The following is a 17715-nucleotide window of genomic DNA, read 5'->3' on the forward strand; positions in this document are numbered from 1 at the left end:
ATCGGGCAGCGCAGAATCGGGCAGCGCGGGATCGGGCAGGGCGAACCCACCTGAGATCGGCGCGAATCCACCCGAGGGCAGCTGATCCGCGTCGGCCGGCCTGCGGTCGGCCGCCGGTTTGACGAGGGAGGCGAGACCGCTCGACTGCCGGTCCCCGTCGTCGACCCATGGCCGGGAATCATCGACGGTCGGCTCATCGTCGAGCGCCTGGTGATCGTCGAGGGGTTCCTCACGTACCGCCGACTCCCGACCCCGAATGGTGAAGAGCGGCTCCTCGTCCTCTCCGTCGACGCCGCGCCGGTTGGCCCGGAGCGTGTCGACCAAGAGCAGGATCAGGCCGATCAGACAGACCACGACGCAGGCGATGGCGAGTGGGAGGTTACTGGTCGTCAGCGCGACCACGAGCAGCGCGAAACCGACGAGGGTCGCGCCCAGTGCGAGACTCAGCATTGCGCCCCCGTCGGTTCGGAGAAGATTCGCGTATTCACGGCTATGTCAGAACTCGATCAGCCCTGCGGGTATCCGCCCTCGGGGGCGGCGTAACCGCCTTGCTGGCCGCTCTCGACCGGCGCGGCGCTCCCGCGTTGCTGCAGTTCTTCGAGCTGCGACTCCAGGTAGGTCTTCAAACGCGTACGGTACTCGCGCTCGAACGTCTTCAGCTGCTCGATACGACCCTCGAGCACCGTGCGCTGCTGGTTGATGGTCGTCATGATCTCGGTGTGCTTCTGCTCGGCGTCGCGCTGCAGGAAGTCTGCACGCTCCTGAGCCTGACGCACCTGCGTCTCAGCACGAGTCTGTGCCTCGGCCAGCAGCGCTTCGCTTCGCTGGCGCGCATCGCTGATCGTGGCCTCGGCGTTGCTCTGCGCCTCGTTCACCATGGCGTCCGAGCGCTGACGGGCGTCGGTCATCAAGCCCTCGGCCTCGCTGCGCGCACTGCCGGTGACGCGGTCTGCGGTGTCCTGAGCCAGTGCCAGGACCCGCGCGGCTCGCATGCTGGCCTCTTCATCGACCGGAACCGCCGCCGGGGTCGGAGCGGGAGCCGCGACCGGCACCGGTGCCGGGGTCGGAGCGGGCTCCGGGACCGCGGCAAAGGCCTGGGTGCGGTCGGGTGCGCCGGAACGTGCCTCGGCGAGTTCGGTCTCGAGTTCGCCGACGCGCTGCTTCAGATCTGCGTTCTCGTCGATCAGACGCGCGAGTTCAGCTTCGACGAAGTCGAGGAACTGATCGACCTCGTCCTCGTTGTAACCGCGCTTCCCGATCGGCGGTTTACTGAACGCGACGTTATGCACGTCAGCTGGTGTGAGCCGCATTTCGCCTCTCCCCTTGGTAATTTCTGCGTGCCGGTTGGTACGCGTCTTCTTCGATCGCGGCCAGAGATGAGGCGGGTCGGCCCAAGCCGATTCCGACCGTCACAAACTTGATCGCATTTCTATTAATACCAGTACCACTGCGCAACTAGCGTGTCATCTCGTCACTCCAGGACCAATACGTGTTGCTCCCCCGCGACCTGTTCGACACCAAATCTAGGCCTAATCGAACTAACGTTCTAGAATTCTTGAAAAGTGCGGGTAAGCGGCGAAAATCACACTTCAGCTCCGCGGCCTGCCACTATTGCGTGAATCACAAAGACGTCATTCACATGGCGTTCACCGCCAAGGCCCGAACCACCTGCATGGCGATCATCGAAACGATCAACACGATCAACATGGATAAATCCAGCCGCACCGGCCCCAGGGGCAACGGCGGAATGAGCTTCCGGAGAAGCTTGACCGGCGGATCGGTGACGATGAAGACCAGTTCGATGACGACGACCGCAGGCCCCGTGGGACGCCACCGGTGCGCGAACGACTGCACCATCTCGACGACGAATCGGCCGAGCAACAGGACGAGCCAGAGGAACAACACGAAGTACAGGATCCAGAGGAAGGTGCTCACCTCTCCAGGGTGCCTGATGCGACGACAAAACGCCGCGCCGCCCGGAGTTTCCGGGACGGCGCGGCGGTCGCAATGGTCGATCTGAGGTCAGTCCTGGCTGAAGAAGCCGCTTTCCGCGATACGACGACGCTCTTCCGGCGTCACGTCGACACCCGCGGGCGAGAGCAGAAAGACCTTGGTCGCGACCTTGTCGAACGACCCGCGCATCGCGAAGACCAAGCCGGCCGCGAAGTCGACCAGTCGCTTGGCCTCGTCGTTGCTCATGTCCGCCAGATCCATGATGACCGGACTTCCGTCGCGGAATCGCTCACCGATGGTCCGCGCCTCGGAGTAGTCGCGAGGACGCAGCGTCGAGATCTTCTTCATGGCACTTTCCGAAAGCGGGTCGACGTCGATCTGCGGCTCGAGTGCCACGGCGTTGGCACCGCGCACCGAGACATTCGAAGAGCGGTTGAGCGGCTCCAGCCGGCGCACCGGCTCCGCCTCCGGAGCACGGCGACTGCCGACGAACTGCCGCTCGGCCTCGACTCGCGGAGCAAATCCGTGGTCCTCCGCCGGCCGGGCGAGGTCGGCGTCACGGTAGGCCGACTCGCGGTAGCGCGGGGCAGGTTCGCGCAGTCGCGGCTCAGCCTCGCCGTAAGGCTCACGGTGCGCGGGCTCGCGGTAGGCGGGCTCCCGATCACGGTAGTCCCGCTCACGGAAGGGCTCGTCAGCGTAGAACTCGTCGTCGCGAGCGGCGTTGTTGCGGTACTTGTCCATGTAGGCGCGTTCGCGGGCCGACATGCCCTGCGGTGCGTCGGGATCCATCAGGTAGTCGTCATCGAAGTCGCTCGGAGGCACCATGCCGAAATATGCCTTGAACTTCTGCATCGTCGTCATTACGTGCCTTCCTGAACGAGTGAAGTGGTAGGGGTGACGCACTGTGGTTATTAAATACGTCTGATCATCAGTGGTTCTCCTGTGACCAGTGTGACTAATGCGAGAGTATCGGCCGCGGTCCCAGAATTGCGGTTCCGACACGCACGCACGTCGATCCGTATGCAATCGCCGTCTCCATGTCACCCGACATCCCCGCAGACAGTTCCGTCGCCTCGGGATACCGCTCGACGAAGTCGGCCCGGATGCCCGCGACCTGCCCCATCGCCGCCGACGGGTCCATCCCCAGCGGCGCGATGAGCATCAGCCCGTCGAGCCTCAGCGACCCCGGCGACGCCAGCACCCGGTCGGCCGCCGCAGCCAGATGATCCGCGGCGAACCCGCCTCGTTCCGGATCGCCGTCGAGGCTCACCTGCAGCAGAATGCCGAGCCGCTCCTCCCGGTGCCCCGCGTCGAGAGCACGGTGCGCGGCGCCGTCGAACGCCTCGACGAGCGCCAGGGAGTCGACCGAGTGCACCCGCCGCGCCCATCGCGCGATGGAGCCGGCCTTCTTGCGTTGCACGCGGCCGATCATGTCAGCGGCGAACTCCGTCTCCACTGCTTCCCGAACCTCGGCGATCTTGCGGCCGGCCTCGGGCTCACGCGACTCACCGAACTCGCGCTCCCCCAATTCCAGGAGACGCAGCACGTCCTCGGCGGGAAAGTACTTGGTCACCACCAGCAGCGACACCGCGTCCGGTTCGCGCCCCGCAGCCCGGGCGGCGTCGCCGATCGACCGGCGGGTAGTCGCCAACGCCGCGGCGAGTTCGTCGGACCGCGCATCACGCGCACCGGCGGTCGTCACCGTGAGGCCTGTCCGGTGTCCATCCAGATCACCGAGGCGAGTCGACCGGTCGGCGCACCTCGACGGTGACTGAACAGCGAGGGATCACCGATGGTGCAACGCGGGTCCATGCCGACGGCGGCGACGCCCGCGTCGAGCAGCTGCCGCCGGATGCCTGCGCGCAGATCCAGGCCGGGCGTGCCCTTGGACGTGCGGCAGGCACTGCCCGGCAGATGCTTCTCCACGTCGGCCTGCATGGCGACGGGCACCTCGTAGCGCTCACCACTGGCGGCCGGCCCCAGGAACGCGCCGATCCGCTCCGGGCGGGCACCGAGACCGATCATCACCCGCAGGGCCTCCGGAACGATGCCGACGCGCGCGCCCACCCGACCGGCATGGACCGCGGCGACCACGCCCGCCTCATCGTCGCTCAGCAGCACCGGCACGCAGTCGGCGGTCAAGACAGCGAGAATCAGGTCCCGCTGGGTGGTCACGATGCCGTCGGTCGCCGGAACCGGTTCGGTGACCGGGCCGTCGACGACCGTGACCGTCCGGGTGTGCAACTGCTCCATCCACACCACCCGCTCCGGCGCGGCGCCGAGATCGCGGGCGAGTCGCTCACGATTGGCCGCCACCGCGACCGGATCGTCGCCGACGTGATCGCCGAGATTGAACGAGTCGTAGGGTGCTGCAGAAACACCTCCGGCGCGCGTGGTGACCGCGCGCCGGACTGTGAAGTCAGACAATTCTTCTTGTACCTAACCGTGTTGAAATGGCGCGCTCAGCTGCCGACCGCTGGCCCGATCATGCCATGAAGTCTCACTTCATGAAGTCCGGGACATCCACGTCGTCGTCGTCGAAACGGACCGAGTTGCGCCGCGGCGCGGGCTCACCGAACGGATTCCCGGAGCGCTCGGGCGCAGAACCGAAGAGCGGATCCTTGGCGTCCGGGCGTGAGGTCTCCCCCGCCTGCGCCGACGCCACGGCCGACTTGCCCGCGGTCGCGGCCGGTGCCGCGACCTGCTGGCGGGGCGACGGCGAGCCGGCATCGAAACCGGCGGCGATCACGGTGACGCGGACTTCGTCGCCGAGGTTGTCGTCGATCACGGTGCCGAAGATGATGTTCGCGTCCTCGTGAGCCGCTTCCTGAACCTGCGATGCGGCGTCGTTGATCTCGAACAGTCCGAGGTCGCTGCCACCCGCGATCGAGAGCAGGACGCCGCGCGCGCCCTCCATCGACGCCTCCAGCAGCGGCGAATTGATCGCGGCCTCGGCGGCCTTGCGCGCCCGTCCCTCGCCGCGGGCGGCACCGATTCCCATGAGGGCACTGCCCGCATCGCTCATCACGCCCTTGACGTCGGCGAAGTCGACGTTGATCAGACCCGGCGTGGTGATGAGGTCGGTGATGCCCTGCACACCGTTGAGGAGCACCTCGTCCGCACTGCGGAAGGCGTCCATCAGGCTCACTTGAGCATCGCCCAGATGCAGGAGTCGGTCGTTCGGGATCACGATGAGCGTGTCGCACGACTCCCGGAGCGAAGCGATGCCCGCGTCCGCCTGGCTGCCCCGACGCTTGCCCTCGAAGGAGAACGGTCGCGTGACGACGCCGACCGTCAGCGCACCGAGCTTGCGCGCGATGGCGGCGACGACGGGCGCGCCGCCCGTTCCGGTGCCACCACCCTCGCCCGCGGTCACGAAGACCATGTCGGCGCCCTTGAGCAGCTCCTCGATCTCGTCCTTCGCGTCTTCGGCTGCGGTACGACCCACGTCGGGATTCGCGCCCGCACCGAGGCCGCGAGTCGAATCGCGACCGATGTCGAGCTTGACGTCGGCGTCGGAGATCAGCAGGGCCTGCGCGTCGGTGTTGATGGCGATGAACTCAACACCCTTCAGCCCCTGCTCGATCATGCGGTTGACAGCATTGACGCCGCCGCCGCCGATGCCGACGACCTTGATCACGGCCAGGTAATTGTGGGGTGGCGTCATGATGCCTTCCTACTCCGAAACAGAAACCCTAAAGCTCAACCAGAGGGTTATAGTTATGTCAAGTACTGGTGTTGAAAACGACGGTATTGATCACGACGACCCAGTGCCAGGAGGCGCGCGGCGTGTCGCGAAAATCAATGCGCATTTCGAGTCGGGCGGCCGTCGGGCCTCAGCTGACCGAGGTGTACTCCGGGCTCGACACGTTGTACTCGGTGCCCTTGACCGACAGCAGGTGCCGGAGGGCCTCGGCTTTGTCCGCCGTGCGATCCGAGTCGCCCCACACCGCGATGCGGCCGCTCTTCAGCTTCAACCGAATGCCCGACGGCGAATCGGCACTCACCTCGGTGGTCCGTGACCGAAGCCAGTCCGGCAGGTCCTGAACCACGGTCAGCGCCGCTTGAGTGGTCGGATTCGATGCACCCGGATCGTCCATGACCAGGTCGGGCAGCACTTGCAGGTCCTTGGGCATCGCCTTCACCGACTCGAAAGTCAGGTAGACCATGCCCAGCCGGTCCATCACGCCGATCTTCCCGTCGCGCTCGAGCTTCACCACGGGGGTGCGTTCGGTGACTTCGATCGTCACGGTCGAGGGATAGCCGAGGCTCACGTTGACTGACTCGACAGCGGGCAGCATCGAGACGCGGTCGGCGATGGCCGAGGTGTCGACCCGCAGCAGCGGCGCGCCCTCCGGCACCGCCGCGACCTGCAGGATCTCGGCGTCGTCGACAGCTGCGGCGCCGGTGACCTCGATCGATCGCACCGACATCAGCGGCGTCAGATAGGCCACGGCGGTCAGCCCGCCGACCACGACCACCAGCGCCACGATCGCGCCGATCACCTTCCACCGGCCCGGTCCCTGCGGACGCCGGTCCCGGTCTCGTCGCGAGGGCGGGTCTGATCGAGTCATCGCTTCGCGGATTCGCCCAGCGCTTCGAGGATCACCGGTGCCTGCATCGTGATGTCGCCGGCACCGATCGTCAACACCAGGTCACCGCGTCGGGCGCGTTGCGCCACCGCGTCACCGATCTGCGAGACGTCCGGCACGAAGGCCACCGGAACAGTGACGACGTCCGAGATCAGCCGACCGGTGACGCCCGGTTGCGGCTGCTCCCGCGCACCGTAGACGTCGGCGACGATCACCTCGTCGGCAAGTGAGAGCGCCTCGGCGAACTCGACTGCGAACTCGGCGGTGCGCGAGTACAGGTGCGGCTGGAACACCGCGATCACCCGTCCGGAACCGGCCGCGACCACACTGCGGGCCGCGGTGAGCACGGCCCGCACCTCGGTCGGGTGGTGCGCATAGTCGTCGTAGACGTCCACGTCGCCCGCGCGGCCGCGGAGCTCGAACCGGCGGTGCACGCCGCCGAAGCTCTCGATGCCCGCGGCGACGGTGTCGAGGTCCTCGCCCGTACGGGTGCAGGCGATGAGCGCGCCGAGCGCGTTCATCGCCATGTGCCGTCCCGGGAGCGTCACTTCAAGGGTTCGGGTGCGCTCGGCGTCGACCAGCGGCTCGCGAAGGCGCACCGTGGCCGTGCTGCCTGCGCCGCGCGGGGTGATGCCGAGCAGTTCGGCGACCACCGGGATCCCCGGCACCGCGATCTGCTCATCGCTGCCGTAACCGAGGATCTCGACTCCGCGCTCGGCGCAGGCGGCGACACACCGTTCGCCGAGCGCCGCAGCGCCGGGATCGTCCATGCACAGGACCAGGGCGCCGCCCGGCCGGATGAGTCCGACGAAGTCGTCGAAGACCTTGACGTAGGCGTCCTCGGTCCCGAAGAAGTCGAGGTGGTCGGCTTCCACGTTGGTGATGATCACGATGTCCGGGCGGTAGAGGAGCAGCGAGCCGTCGCTCTCGTCCGCCTCGGCGACGAAGACGTCGCCGCTGCCATGGTGCGCGTTGGTGCCCGACTCGTTGATCTCGCCGCCGACGGCGAACGACGGATCTGCACCACAGTGCTGCAGCGCGACCACCGACATCGAGGTGGTCGAGGTCTTGCCGTGCGTTCCCGAGACGAGGAGGTTGCGGTGGCCCTCCATCAGCAGAGCGAGCACTTCCGGGCGATAGACGATCGGAATGCCGCGGCGACGCGCCTCGACGAGTTCGGGATTGTCGTCGGGCACCGCCGCTCGGGTGGTCACCAGGACTGTCGGTCCGCCGTCGAGGAGGTCGAGCGCCTCGGGTGCGTGCCCGATGCGGATCTGCGCACCGCGTGTGCGGAGCGCGAGGACCCCGCGCGAGTCCTTGGCGTCGGAGCCGGAGACCTGTCCCCCGCGGGCCAGCAGGATGCGTGCGAGACCGGACATGCCCGCACCGCCGATGCCCACCATGTGGACGCGCGCCAGCTGCTGTGGCAGCTGATTGTCGGAGGCCTGCGCGGTCATCGCTGCCCGCCCTCTGTCGAGGTGCCGCCACGGCCGGCGGCCGCCAGTTCCAGTGCCGCCCTGGCCACCGCAGCGGCCGCATCGCGGTGTCCGAGACCCGAGGCCGCCGCGCTCATCGCCTGCAGTCGACCGGGATCGCCGAGGAGGTCGGGAACGGTGCGCGCCACCCACTCCGGGGTCACGACGTCGTCCTCGACGATCAGTGCGGCGCCCGCCTGCTCGGCGGGCAGGGCGTTGAGCCGCTGCTCTCCGTTGCCGTGTGGCAGCGGCACGTACACCGCGGGCAGCCCGACGGCGGAGATCTCGGCGACGGTCATGGCGCCGGACCGGCATATCACCAGGTCGGCCGCCGCATAGGCCAGGTCCATGCGGTTCAGGTAGCTGACACCGACATACGGCGGTGTGTCCGGCGACGAGCTCGGATCGATCGTGTTCTTGGGTCCGTAGGCGTGCAGGACGCCGATGCCCGCGGCGCCGAGCGCCGCCGCAGCGGGTGCGACCGCCTCGTTGAGACGCTGGGCGCCCTGCGATCCGCCGAACACCAGCAGCGTCGGCGCGTCGGGGTCGAGACCGAAGAACGTCCGGGCGTCGTCGCGCGCGGCCGCGCGGTCGAGGTTGGTGATGGCGCTGCGAACCGGAATGCCGACCACCGAGGCGCCCGGCAGGCCGCAGTCCGGCACTGCCGCCATCACCCGATCGGCGACCTTGGCCCCCACTTTGTTGGCGATGCCCGCGCTCGCGTTGGCCTCGTGCAGGACCACCGGGATCCGCTTGCCGGACCGGAAGTAGCTCCGGGCTGCCAGGTACGCGGGCAGCGCGACGTAGCCGCCGAAGCCGATCAGCACGTCGGCCTGGACGTCGGCGAACACCTTCCGCGTGGCCGCCACCGAGCGCGCGACGCGCCAGGGCGTCTTGGCCAGTTCCACGCCGGGCTTGCGCGGCAACGGAACCGGGGGGATCAACCGGAGGTCGTAGCCGCGTTCGGGAACGATCGTGTTCTCCAGGCCGCGGTGGGTCCCGAGCGCCGTGATCCTAGCGGTGGGATCGAGCTCGCGCACCGCGTCCGCGACCGCCATCGCGGGCTCGATGTGCCCGGCTGTGCCGCCTCCCGCGACCACCACTGAGAGGCCGGAACCATTCTCTTGCGTCCGACTGCGCTTGCTCACCGACGACCGTTCTCCCATTCGCCTCGGCCGGTTCGGCGCGATCGTTCGCGCGGGGCCGAGGTCCTCGATTCCTGCCACGACCGACTCGGTCGGGCACCCCTTGCACGATAGTGGATCTCACCCGAACTCGATCCGGTCGACCGGCGAGCGGGGCGCGCAGGCGGGGCCTGCCGACGTCGTGCCGCGGGGGCGGCAGGCGCCGGACGGCGGTTCGTCCGACGCGACGGGGCCCGATACGCCTCCGGTCGCGGCAGGCGAAGCCAGCGCGACAAGCCCTTCGGCGACGGCCCGGACAGTGCGACCACCGCCTCCGGCTCGTGTCTGGCGGCATTGGCCAGCAGACCGAACATCGCGAGCATGGTCAGCGCTGAAGTCCCTCCGTACGACAGGATCGGCAGCTGAATGCCGGTGACCGGCAGCACGCCGACCACGTATCCGATGTTGATGAACGCCTGCGCCAGCAACAGCACCGTGATGGTCGCCGACATCAACCGGAGGAAGGGGTCCACCGACCGTCGAGCGATCCGCAGGCCGACGTAGCCGAGCAGGACGTAGAGGCCGAGCACGATCAGGCCGCCCACCAGCCCCAGTTCCTCGCCGATGATCGCGAAGATGAAGTCGTTGTGGGCATTGGGCAGATAGTTCCACTTCGCCGTGCTCTGCCCGAGCCCCTTGCCGAACAGGCCACCGTCGGCCAAGGCGAACTTCGCCTGATTCGGTTGGTAGTCAGCGCCCAGCGGGTCCCCTTCGCCGCTGCCGAAGAAGCTGAAGAGGCGCGCGGCGCGGTACGACTCGGCGAACGCGAGGGCGATGCCTGCGGCGACGAACACGCCGGCGAAAGCCGCGAAGATCCGCCCTGGCAGACCGCCGAACCACAGCAGAGTGGCCACGATGAGCCCGAGGATCATGGTGGTCGACTGATTCGGCTGGATGATCACCAGGAACGCGACGGCGAAGGCCACCGGAAGCAGCGGGAACAGCAGCTCGCGTGTGGAGCAGGTCCGCGGATCCCTCGTCGAGAGAACCGCCGCGCCCCACATGCAGAGCGCCACCTTCGCCAACTCCGACGGCTGCAGGGTGAGTCCGCCGATCGACAGCCAGCGTCGCGCGCCGCCGCCCGCCACGCCGAGACCGGGCACCATCACCAACAGCAGCAGCACGATCGACACCAACAGGACCGGCAGGGAGACCTTCTGCAGCGCTCGGACCGGCATCCGGGCCGCGAGATAGAACAGGATCAGGCCCAGGCCGACGAACATCACCTGCGTGGTGAACATTCCGTACGCCGAACCGTCCTTGGCGTAGCCCTCCACGGCCGATGCGGACAGCACCATCATCAGGCCCAGCGCCACCAGGATCACCATGATCGACACGATCAGGTGGAACGACGTGAGCGGTCGTGCCATCAGATTGCGCACGCCGTTGACCAGGAAGACCCCGCCCGACTTGATGTCGGACGCGCGGACGAACCGCATGTTCCGCAGCGGTTGCGCCACAGCGGCGGCGTCGATGCGCGGCGACCCGCCACCGACGGCCGCGGGCGCTGCGCGTCGACGACGTCGACGCGCCGTACGACCGCCGTCCGATTCGTCGCTGTCAGTATCGGTGTCGCTGTCTGTATCGGTGTCGCTGTCAGTATCGGTGTCGCTGTCTGTATCGGTGTCGCTGTCGGTATCGGTGCTGCCGTCGGCGTCCGCGTCGGCGTCACCTTCGACCACGTCGACGTCTTGATCCTCGGCGACGGCGCCGTCGTTGTCGGTGCCGTCCGCGGTCATCGGCCTACCGTGCCGTCAGCGAGTTGTTGCGCGGCAGCGGCGAAGGCGTCGCCGCGCTGCGGATACCCGGCGAACATGTCCAGCGACGCTGCGGCTGGAGCCAGCAGCACCGCATCCGCGCCTGCCTCGTCGGCCTGCGCCAACTCCCAGGCGACCTCGACCGCCCGGTGCATCACCGCCTGCCCGATCTGCTCGTCGGCCACACCGGCCCGACCACCGGCGCGTGCACCTTCACCAGTCCGTTGAGTCATCACGGACCCATCGTCTCCTGTGAATACTGTGACTGCTGGGACTTCTGGGGCGTGTCGCGCAATCGCGTCGAGAATGACCTGTCGATCGGCGCCGATGGCGATCACGCCCGCCAGGCGGGAGGCGGTGGCGATGACCAGGTCGTCGACCGGCGCCCCCTTCAGCAGACCCCCGGCGATCAGCACCACTCGGTCGTGAGCGACGACCGCCGCGTGCGCCGCGTGGGGGTTGGTGGCCTTGGAGTCGTCGACGAAGTCGATGCCGCCGACGGTGACGACCACCTGCCCGCGGTGTGCGGCCGGTCGGTACGCGCCCAGTCCGCGGGCGACGGCTGCGGCCGGGATGTCGATGGCCCGGGCGAGCGCGGCGGCCGCGAGCGCGTCCGACAGTCCGGACGGACCGCTGGGCCGCACCTGCGCGACGGGCAGCAGGGCGAGGTGGTCGCCGAAGGCGTTGTCGACCAGCACGTCGTCGACGACGCCGAGTTGTCCGACCGCCGGAGCGGCCAGCGTGAAATCGACCCGCCGCGATCGAGCGGGAACCGGCAGCGCTGCGGCCCCGGCGTCGTCCACGCCGACGATCGCGACGTCGCCCACCAGAGCCTGCGCCTTCGCCGCCGCATACGCCGCAAGCGAACCGTGCCAGTCCAGGTGGTCGTCGGCGACGTTCAGCACGACGCCCGCGTGCGGTCGAACCGACGGAGCCCAATGCAGCTGGAACGACGACATCTCCACGCACAGGACGTCGACGCGCGGCTCGGCGCGCAGGGCGTCGGCCACGGTGAGTCCGATGTTTCCGCAGGCTCCACCGGACCGGCCCGCCGCCTCGACGATCGATTCGATCATGCCGGTGGTGGTCGTCTTGCCGTTGGTCCCGGTGATCACCAGCCAAGTGCGCGGCGCCCCGAAGAGCCCGGCTCGATCCGCGCGCCAGGCCAGCTCGACGTCTCCCCAGACCGGCAGCCCGGCCGCGGCAGCGGCGAGGAGCAGCGGGGTATCGGGCCGGAATCCCGGCGACACGACGATCAGGTCGATGCCGTCGGGAACGCGAGCGACGCCGTCAGCTCCCTCGAAGTCGGTCGGCGCGTGCAGCGGGATGCCGCGACCGCGGAAGTCGGCGCCCGCGGTCGGATCGGCGAAGGTCTGGTCCATCACCTCGGGCCGCGCTCCGAGTTCCAGGAGGAGCTCCACAACGGCGACGCCCGTCGCCCGACCGCCTGCGACGAGGACGCGCTTGGACGCGAGATCCAATGCCATGTCAGCCTGCGTGCGAGATGAACTCGCCGTAGAAGAGGGTCAGGCCGAGCGCACAGGAGATCGCCGTCAACAACCAGAATCTGATGATGACCGTTGTCTCGGCCCAACCTCCCAACTCGAAGTGGTGATGGAAGGGCGCCATCCGGAAGACCCGCTTTCCGGTTGTGCGGAAGAAGACGATCTGCACGACCACCGAGATCATCTCGGCGACGAACAGTGCGCCGATGACGACCATCAGCAGTTCGGTGCGGGTGGTCAGCGACAGACCGGCGACCAAGCCGCCGAGCGCCAGCGATCCGGTGTCGCCCATGAAGATCTTCGCCGGGGCCGCATTCCACCAGAGGAAACCGAGGCACGCGCCGCCCGCGGCGACCGCGACGATCGCCAGGTCCAGGGGGTCGCGCACGTCGTAGCAGGCGCTGGCGTTCTCGGCGTTGGCGGGCAACGGCGCGCACGGGTTCCGGAACTGCCAGAAGGTGATCAGCACGTAGGCGCCCATCACCATCGCCGCCGAACCCGCCGCCAGCCCGTCCAGACCGTCGGTGAAGTTCACCGCGTTCGACCACGCTGCGACCACCAGCCAGCAGAACAGCACGAAGCCGACGGCGGTCAGCGAGATGACGTTGATGTCACGGGTGTACGAGAGGTACTCGCTCGCCGGCGTCTGGCCCTCCGCGTTGGGGAACTGCAGCAGCAGGATGCCGAAGATGATCGCGGCCACCATCTGGCCGACCGACTTCGCAGTCTTGTTCAGCCCCAGGTTGCGCGACTTGTAGATCTTGATGAAGTCGTCGAGGAAACCAACCGCCGCAAGCGCCGTCGCCAACCCCAGGACAAGGAGACCCGACGCGGTGGGACCGCTGCCGTCGTCGATGAAGCCGAACAGGTGCGCACCCAGGTAGCCGAGCCAGAGCGCCGCGACGATCGCCACGCCGCCCATCGACGGGGTGCCGCGCTTGGACTGATGGCTCTGCGGACCGTCGATGCGGATCTCTTGACCGAATCCCTGCCGGGAGAACACCTTGATCAGTACCGGTGTCAGCAGAATCGACACTGCCAGCGAGATCGCGCCCGCGATCAGTATCTGGGTCACTGCATGTCCTTACTCGTCGGTATAGGTGAACTAAGAATCTAGCGCGCGCGGTAGTCGCCGAACGTCATCGGGTGATGACCTCCACGGCGATCCCGGCTTCGTCGCGCCAATGAGTCAGCAGCGCATCGCCGATGTCACCGCCGGACACCAGCACGATGTCGCCCGCGGCGGGTACGTCGCCCCCCGGGTTCCGCAACCGCGCGACGGCCTGTTCGGGAGAGGCGACCAGTTCGGCTTCGTCACCCCACGAGCCCTCCATCACGGCGCCTTGATGAAGTGCTCGAACCGTGCGGACGGCCTCGCCGACGGCGATCACCTTGTCGACGGCCAGGCGGACGATCAGGCGCCCCAGCACGTCGTGGTCGACGCACCGGGAGTTCTCGTCGCGTCCTTCGGTGTCGGCGAACTCGCCGAGGATCACCCAGGTACGACGCGCCGGATCGGCTCCGGGCGCGCGGTGCGCGCTGCCCACCCCGCTGTCGGCGGCGAGTGCGACGAGTTCGCGAACCATGCGGCGCGCCTCGTCGACGCCTGCGGCGGGGTCGGCGACCAGGACCCGCAGGGGCCCGCGTTCGTCACCGCCGCTGCGCCGCGCGTCGATCAGCTCACCGAGCACCACTCGGTCGTCGAACGGATGCTTCACGCCGTCGATCTCCTGTCCCGTCTCGTGGCCCTTTCCTGCCACCAGCACCACGTCGCCGGGGCGTGCCCACGCGACAGCGGCGGCGATCGCCTCGCGGCGGCCGCCGACTTCCCGCACGTCGGCGCTGCTGCCCGCAGCCCGGGCCCCCGCGGTCACTGCGGCCCGGATGTCGGAGGGCACCTCGCTGCGCGGGTTGTCGTCGGTGATGACCACCAGGTCGGCGCCGCGTGCCGCGGCGGCGCCCATCAGCGGCCGCTTCTCGGTGTCGCGGTCGCCACCGGCGCCCAAGACCACGGCGATCCGTCCCGCGGTCTGAGCGCGCAAGGTCGCCAGTACCGCTTCCACCGCGGCGGGCTTGTGCGCGTAGTCGACGACCGCCAGGAAGTCCTGTCCGCGCTCCACCTTCTCCAGTCGCCCCGGGACCGCGACCGACGCGAGGCCGGCGACGGCGGTCTCGGTGTCGACGCCCGCGGCACTGCACATCGCGACGGCGAGCAGCGCGTTGGCCACGTTGTAGGCGCCGGGCAACGGAACAGTCATCTCGATCTCACTGCCCTGCGGCGTTCCGACGAGGACCGTCTGCGATCCCGGGTCGGAGGTGATGGTCTTGCGCACCGACCAGTCGGCTTCCCCGATGGTCGACACCGTCCATGCCGATTCGGCCGCGTCGGCCACGACCTGCGTCAGCTGCCTGCCCCAGTCATCGTCGATGCAGATGACGGCCTGTCCCGCCTGCGTCGGCGAATCGGCCTGGAACAGTCGCGCCTTGGCGGCGAAGTACTCGTCCATCGTCCGGTGGTAGTCCAAGTGGTCCTGCGAGAGGTTGGTGAACCCGCCGACCGCGAAGTGGCAGCCGTCGACGCGGCCCAGCGAGAGGGCGTGGCTCGACACCTCCATGACGACGGTGTCCACACCCCGCTCGAGCATCACGGCGAACAGCCGCTGCAGGTCCGGGGCTTCCGGAGTGGTCAGCGAGGTGGGGACCGCGGCCCCGTCGACGCGGACCTCGACGGTGCCGACCAGACCGACCACGCGTCCCGCTTCGCGCAGCGCGGCCTCGGCAAGGTACGACGTCGTCGTCTTGCCGGAGGTGCCGGTCACGCCGATCAGCGTCATCTGCGCCGACGGATCGCCGTAGACGCGGGCGGAGACTGCACCCAGTACCGAGCGCGGGTCGTCGTGCACCAGCACCGGCATCGCTGCCAGCGTGCGGTCGGCGCGAATCGTCGCGAGCCCGGCCGGGTCGGTCAGGACCGCGGCGGCACCGGCGTCGCGAGCCTGCGCGGCGTACTTGGCACCGTGGGTCTTCTCCCCCGCCAGCGCGGCGAATAGATAGCCGTCGACCGCATCCTGTGCTCGCAGGGTGACACCCGAAACCTCGACATCGTCGCCGTCGAGCCCCAGGCCCGACTGATGCTGCAACACGCTCACTGCGACCGGTCGGATGTTCGCCGGCCGGATCGGGCCGCTGTCCGCGCCTGCTTGCGGCTTCACCATTACCTCAGACCTCCGCCTCAACACTGTCTTGCCTGCACGCGTCCGTCACCGGTCCACACGGACCATTCGCAACGCATCGAATCTACCGTGGATCGGACGTCGCTCACGCCACCAAGCGCAGCGGCGGGGTGGGCTGGGCGGAGAACGGCACCTGGCCGTGGCGCAACAGCCACGATCCGATGGTCGCGAACAGCGGTGCCGCCGACTGACCGCCGCTGCCGTCCGAGCTGCGGGTCGGGTTGTCCATCATGATGCCGATGACGTACCGCGGGTTGTCCGCGGGCGCGATGCCGGCGAAGGTGATGTTGTAGCTGGAGCGCGAGTAGCAGTTGCACGAGGGATCGACCTGCTGGGCGGTTCCGGTCTTGCCCGCGGTCTGGTAGCCGGCAATGGCGCCCGAGGCACCGGTGCCGGTCTGCGCACTGCTCTCGCCGCTCTGCATCACCGCTCGGAACATCTCGCGCACGGTCTTGGCGGTCTCCGGACTGACGACCCGGACCTGCTGCGGCGGTTCGATGCCCGCGGCGTCTTCGTCTTCGGAGTTGATGATCCGCGGCTGGATGCGGACGCCGTCGTTGGCGATCGCCTGGTACATTGACGTCATCTGCAGCAGGGTGGTCGACAGGCCCTGGCCGATCGGCAGGTTGGCGAACGAGCCGCCCGACCACTGGCTCAGCGCCGGAACCGCGCCCGGACTCTCGCCGGGCAGCCCGATGCCGGTCCGCTCGCCGAGCCCGAACTTCGCGACCATGTCGGCGAACCGCTCCTCGCCGATCTTCTGAGCCAACATCAGGGTGCCGACGTTCGACGACTTACCGAAGATTCCGGTTGTCGTGTACGGCTCGGTGCCGTGCGTCCAGGCATCATTGACGGTGATGCCCGACATGCGGATCGATCCGGGTACCTGGTGCACTTCGTCGGGCGTGGTGAGTCCGTACTCGATGGCCGCCGCCGCGGTGACGATCTTGTTGACCGAACCGGGCTCGAACGGCGAGGTGACCGAGCGATTGCCGCGATCGGCCTTCGGCTGCTCCGACGCCGGACGGGACGGGTCGTAGGTGCTGTCGTTGGCCATCGCGAGCACCTCGCCCGTCTGCACGTCCTGCACCACGACCGAGACGTTGTGCGCGCGCGACCGCTCCTTGGCGAGATTCACCTGGCTTTGGACGAACCACTGCAGATCGGCGTCGACGGTCAGCCGTACGGTCTGCCCGTCGACCGCCGGGTGCACGTTGCGCTTGCTGCCGGGGATCACGCCGCCCGCGCGTCCCTGGTCGTAGGTCTCGGTACCGTTGGTGCCCGCGAGCACCGAATCCAGCGAGGACTCGAGGCCGTCGGCGCCGTTGCCGTCGAAGTTGACGTCGCCGACGATGTTCGCCGCCAGCGACCCGCCGGGGTACAGCCGGTTGCTCTGCCGTTCGGCGCCGACCTCGGGGAACTCGTCTTGAATCTTCTTCGTGGTCTCGATCGACACCAATCGGGCGAGGTAGACGAAGTCCTTGTCGGACTTGAGCTGCACCAGCAGGTCCTCCGACGAGATGCTGCCACCGAGTGCGGACGACACGCCGTCGGCGATCTGCTTCAGACGCACCTCGGCGTTCGGCACCGCGGGATCGTTCTGATGTTCCTCGGTGATCTGCTTCCGGACCGCCTTCGGCTGGAAGGTCAGCGCACGCGCGTCGTCGGAGTGCGCGAGGAGGCGACCGTTGCGGTCGACGATGCTCCCGCGGATGGCGGGCAGCATCTCCGTGATGGAGCGCTGCTGGGCCGCTTGCGCCGAAATCTCGTCCGCCGCGATCACGTGCACGTAAACCATTCGTCCACTGATCGCGAGGCACACCACGGTGATGAACACCCAGAGGATGCGCTGCCGGCCGATGAACTGTGACGCTGCGGAATCCGACGTCGTCGACGATCGAGGCGTCGACGGCGGAGGGGTGCGGCCTCCGCTGCTGGTGCTTCCGGATCCGTGACCGCCCGGCCTCTGCTCAGCTGAGCGCGGGAATCGAGTTCGGGTCATGATCTCCGATTCTC

14 protein-coding genes and 1 pseudogene are annotated in these 17715 nt (G+C 68.4%); all 15 read right to left on the reverse strand.

Features of this window, described 5'->3' with window-relative positions; genetic code table 11:
• Positions 1 to 450, reverse strand: a pseudogene (locus tag GX543_RS00415) (hypothetical protein); the annotation flags it as partial.
• Positions 451 to 506: 56 nt separating this feature from the next.
• Positions 507 to 1310 carry a DivIVA domain-containing protein gene (locus tag GX543_RS00420; RefSeq protein ID WP_290849052.1) on the reverse strand — a complete coding sequence of 268 codons (804 nt, stop codon included), beginning with the start codon at positions 1308 to 1310 and terminating at the stop codon, positions 507 to 509.
• Positions 1311 to 1635: 325 nt separating this feature from the next.
• On the reverse strand, positions 1636 to 1935 hold the full coding sequence (locus GX543_RS00425; RefSeq protein WP_290849053.1) for a YggT family protein: 300 nt from the start codon (positions 1933 to 1935) through the stop codon (positions 1636 to 1638).
• Between the two features lie 87 nt (positions 1936 to 2022).
• A complete protein-coding gene (sepF, locus tag GX543_RS00430; protein ID WP_290849054.1) occupies positions 2023 to 2814 on the reverse strand; it encodes a cell division protein SepF in 792 nt (263 codons plus the stop codon).
• Between the two features lie 94 nt (positions 2815 to 2908).
• Positions 2909 to 3655, reverse strand: a complete 747-nt coding sequence (locus GX543_RS00435) for a YggS family pyridoxal phosphate-dependent enzyme (protein ID WP_290849055.1) — start codon at positions 3653 to 3655, stop codon at positions 2909 to 2911.
• A complete protein-coding gene (gene pgeF / locus GX543_RS00440) occupies positions 3652 to 4380 on the reverse strand; it encodes a peptidoglycan editing factor PgeF (protein ID WP_290849056.1) in 729 nt (242 codons plus the stop codon). Before pgeF ends, GX543_RS00435 begins: the two co-directional genes overlap by 4 nt.
• 73 nt (positions 4381 to 4453) lie before the next feature.
• Positions 4454 to 5620 (reverse strand): cell division protein FtsZ, encoded by a 1167-nt coding sequence (ftsZ, locus tag GX543_RS00445; RefSeq protein WP_290849058.1) that lies wholly within the window; start codon positions 5618 to 5620, stop codon positions 4454 to 4456.
• A gap of 169 nt (positions 5621 to 5789) precedes the next feature.
• Entirely contained in the window at positions 5790 to 6527 is a 738-nt protein-coding gene (locus GX543_RS00450; protein ID WP_290849059.1) for an FtsQ-type POTRA domain-containing protein, read from the reverse strand.
• On the reverse strand, positions 6524 to 8002 hold the full coding sequence (gene murC, locus GX543_RS00455; RefSeq protein ID WP_290849060.1) for a UDP-N-acetylmuramate--L-alanine ligase: 1479 nt from the start codon (positions 8000 to 8002) through the stop codon (positions 6524 to 6526). Before murC ends, GX543_RS00450 begins: the two co-directional genes overlap by 4 nt.
• Positions 7999 to 9186 carry an undecaprenyldiphospho-muramoylpentapeptide beta-N-acetylglucosaminyltransferase gene (gene murG, locus GX543_RS00460; RefSeq protein ID WP_290849061.1) on the reverse strand — a complete coding sequence of 396 codons (1188 nt, stop codon included), beginning with the start codon at positions 9184 to 9186 and terminating at the stop codon, positions 7999 to 8001. Before murG ends, murC begins: the two co-directional genes overlap by 4 nt.
• Entirely contained in the window at positions 9165 to 10643 is a 1479-nt protein-coding gene (ftsW, locus tag GX543_RS00465) for a putative lipid II flippase FtsW (RefSeq protein WP_290849082.1), read from the reverse strand. Before ftsW ends, murG begins: the two co-directional genes overlap by 22 nt.
• A gap of 296 nt (positions 10644 to 10939) precedes the next feature.
• Positions 10940 to 12448: a UDP-N-acetylmuramoyl-L-alanine--D-glutamate ligase gene (murD, locus tag GX543_RS00470; RefSeq protein ID WP_290849063.1), complete on the reverse strand. Its 1509-nt coding sequence runs from the start codon at positions 12446 to 12448 to the stop codon at positions 10940 to 10942.
• Position 12449: 1 nt separating this feature from the next.
• On the reverse strand, positions 12450 to 13541 hold the full coding sequence (gene mraY, locus GX543_RS00475; RefSeq protein WP_290849064.1) for a phospho-N-acetylmuramoyl-pentapeptide-transferase: 1092 nt from the start codon (positions 13539 to 13541) through the stop codon (positions 12450 to 12452).
• A 64-nt stretch (positions 13542 to 13605) separates the two neighbouring features.
• Positions 13606 to 15681 carry a UDP-N-acetylmuramoyl-L-alanyl-D-glutamate--2,6-diaminopimelate ligase gene (locus tag GX543_RS00480; protein WP_290849066.1) on the reverse strand — a complete coding sequence of 692 codons (2076 nt, stop codon included), beginning with the start codon at positions 15679 to 15681 and terminating at the stop codon, positions 13606 to 13608.
• A 103-nt stretch (positions 15682 to 15784) separates the two neighbouring features.
• On the reverse strand, positions 15785 to 17701 hold the full coding sequence (locus GX543_RS00485) for a penicillin-binding protein 2 (protein ID WP_290849067.1): 1917 nt from the start codon (positions 17699 to 17701) through the stop codon (positions 15785 to 15787).
• Between the last annotated feature and the right edge of the window lie 14 nt (positions 17702 to 17715).

The sequence above is a fragment of the Gordonia sp. (in: high G+C Gram-positive bacteria) genome (assembly GCF_012515855.1).
GTDB lineage: Bacteria > Actinomycetota > Actinomycetes > Mycobacteriales > Mycobacteriaceae > Gordonia.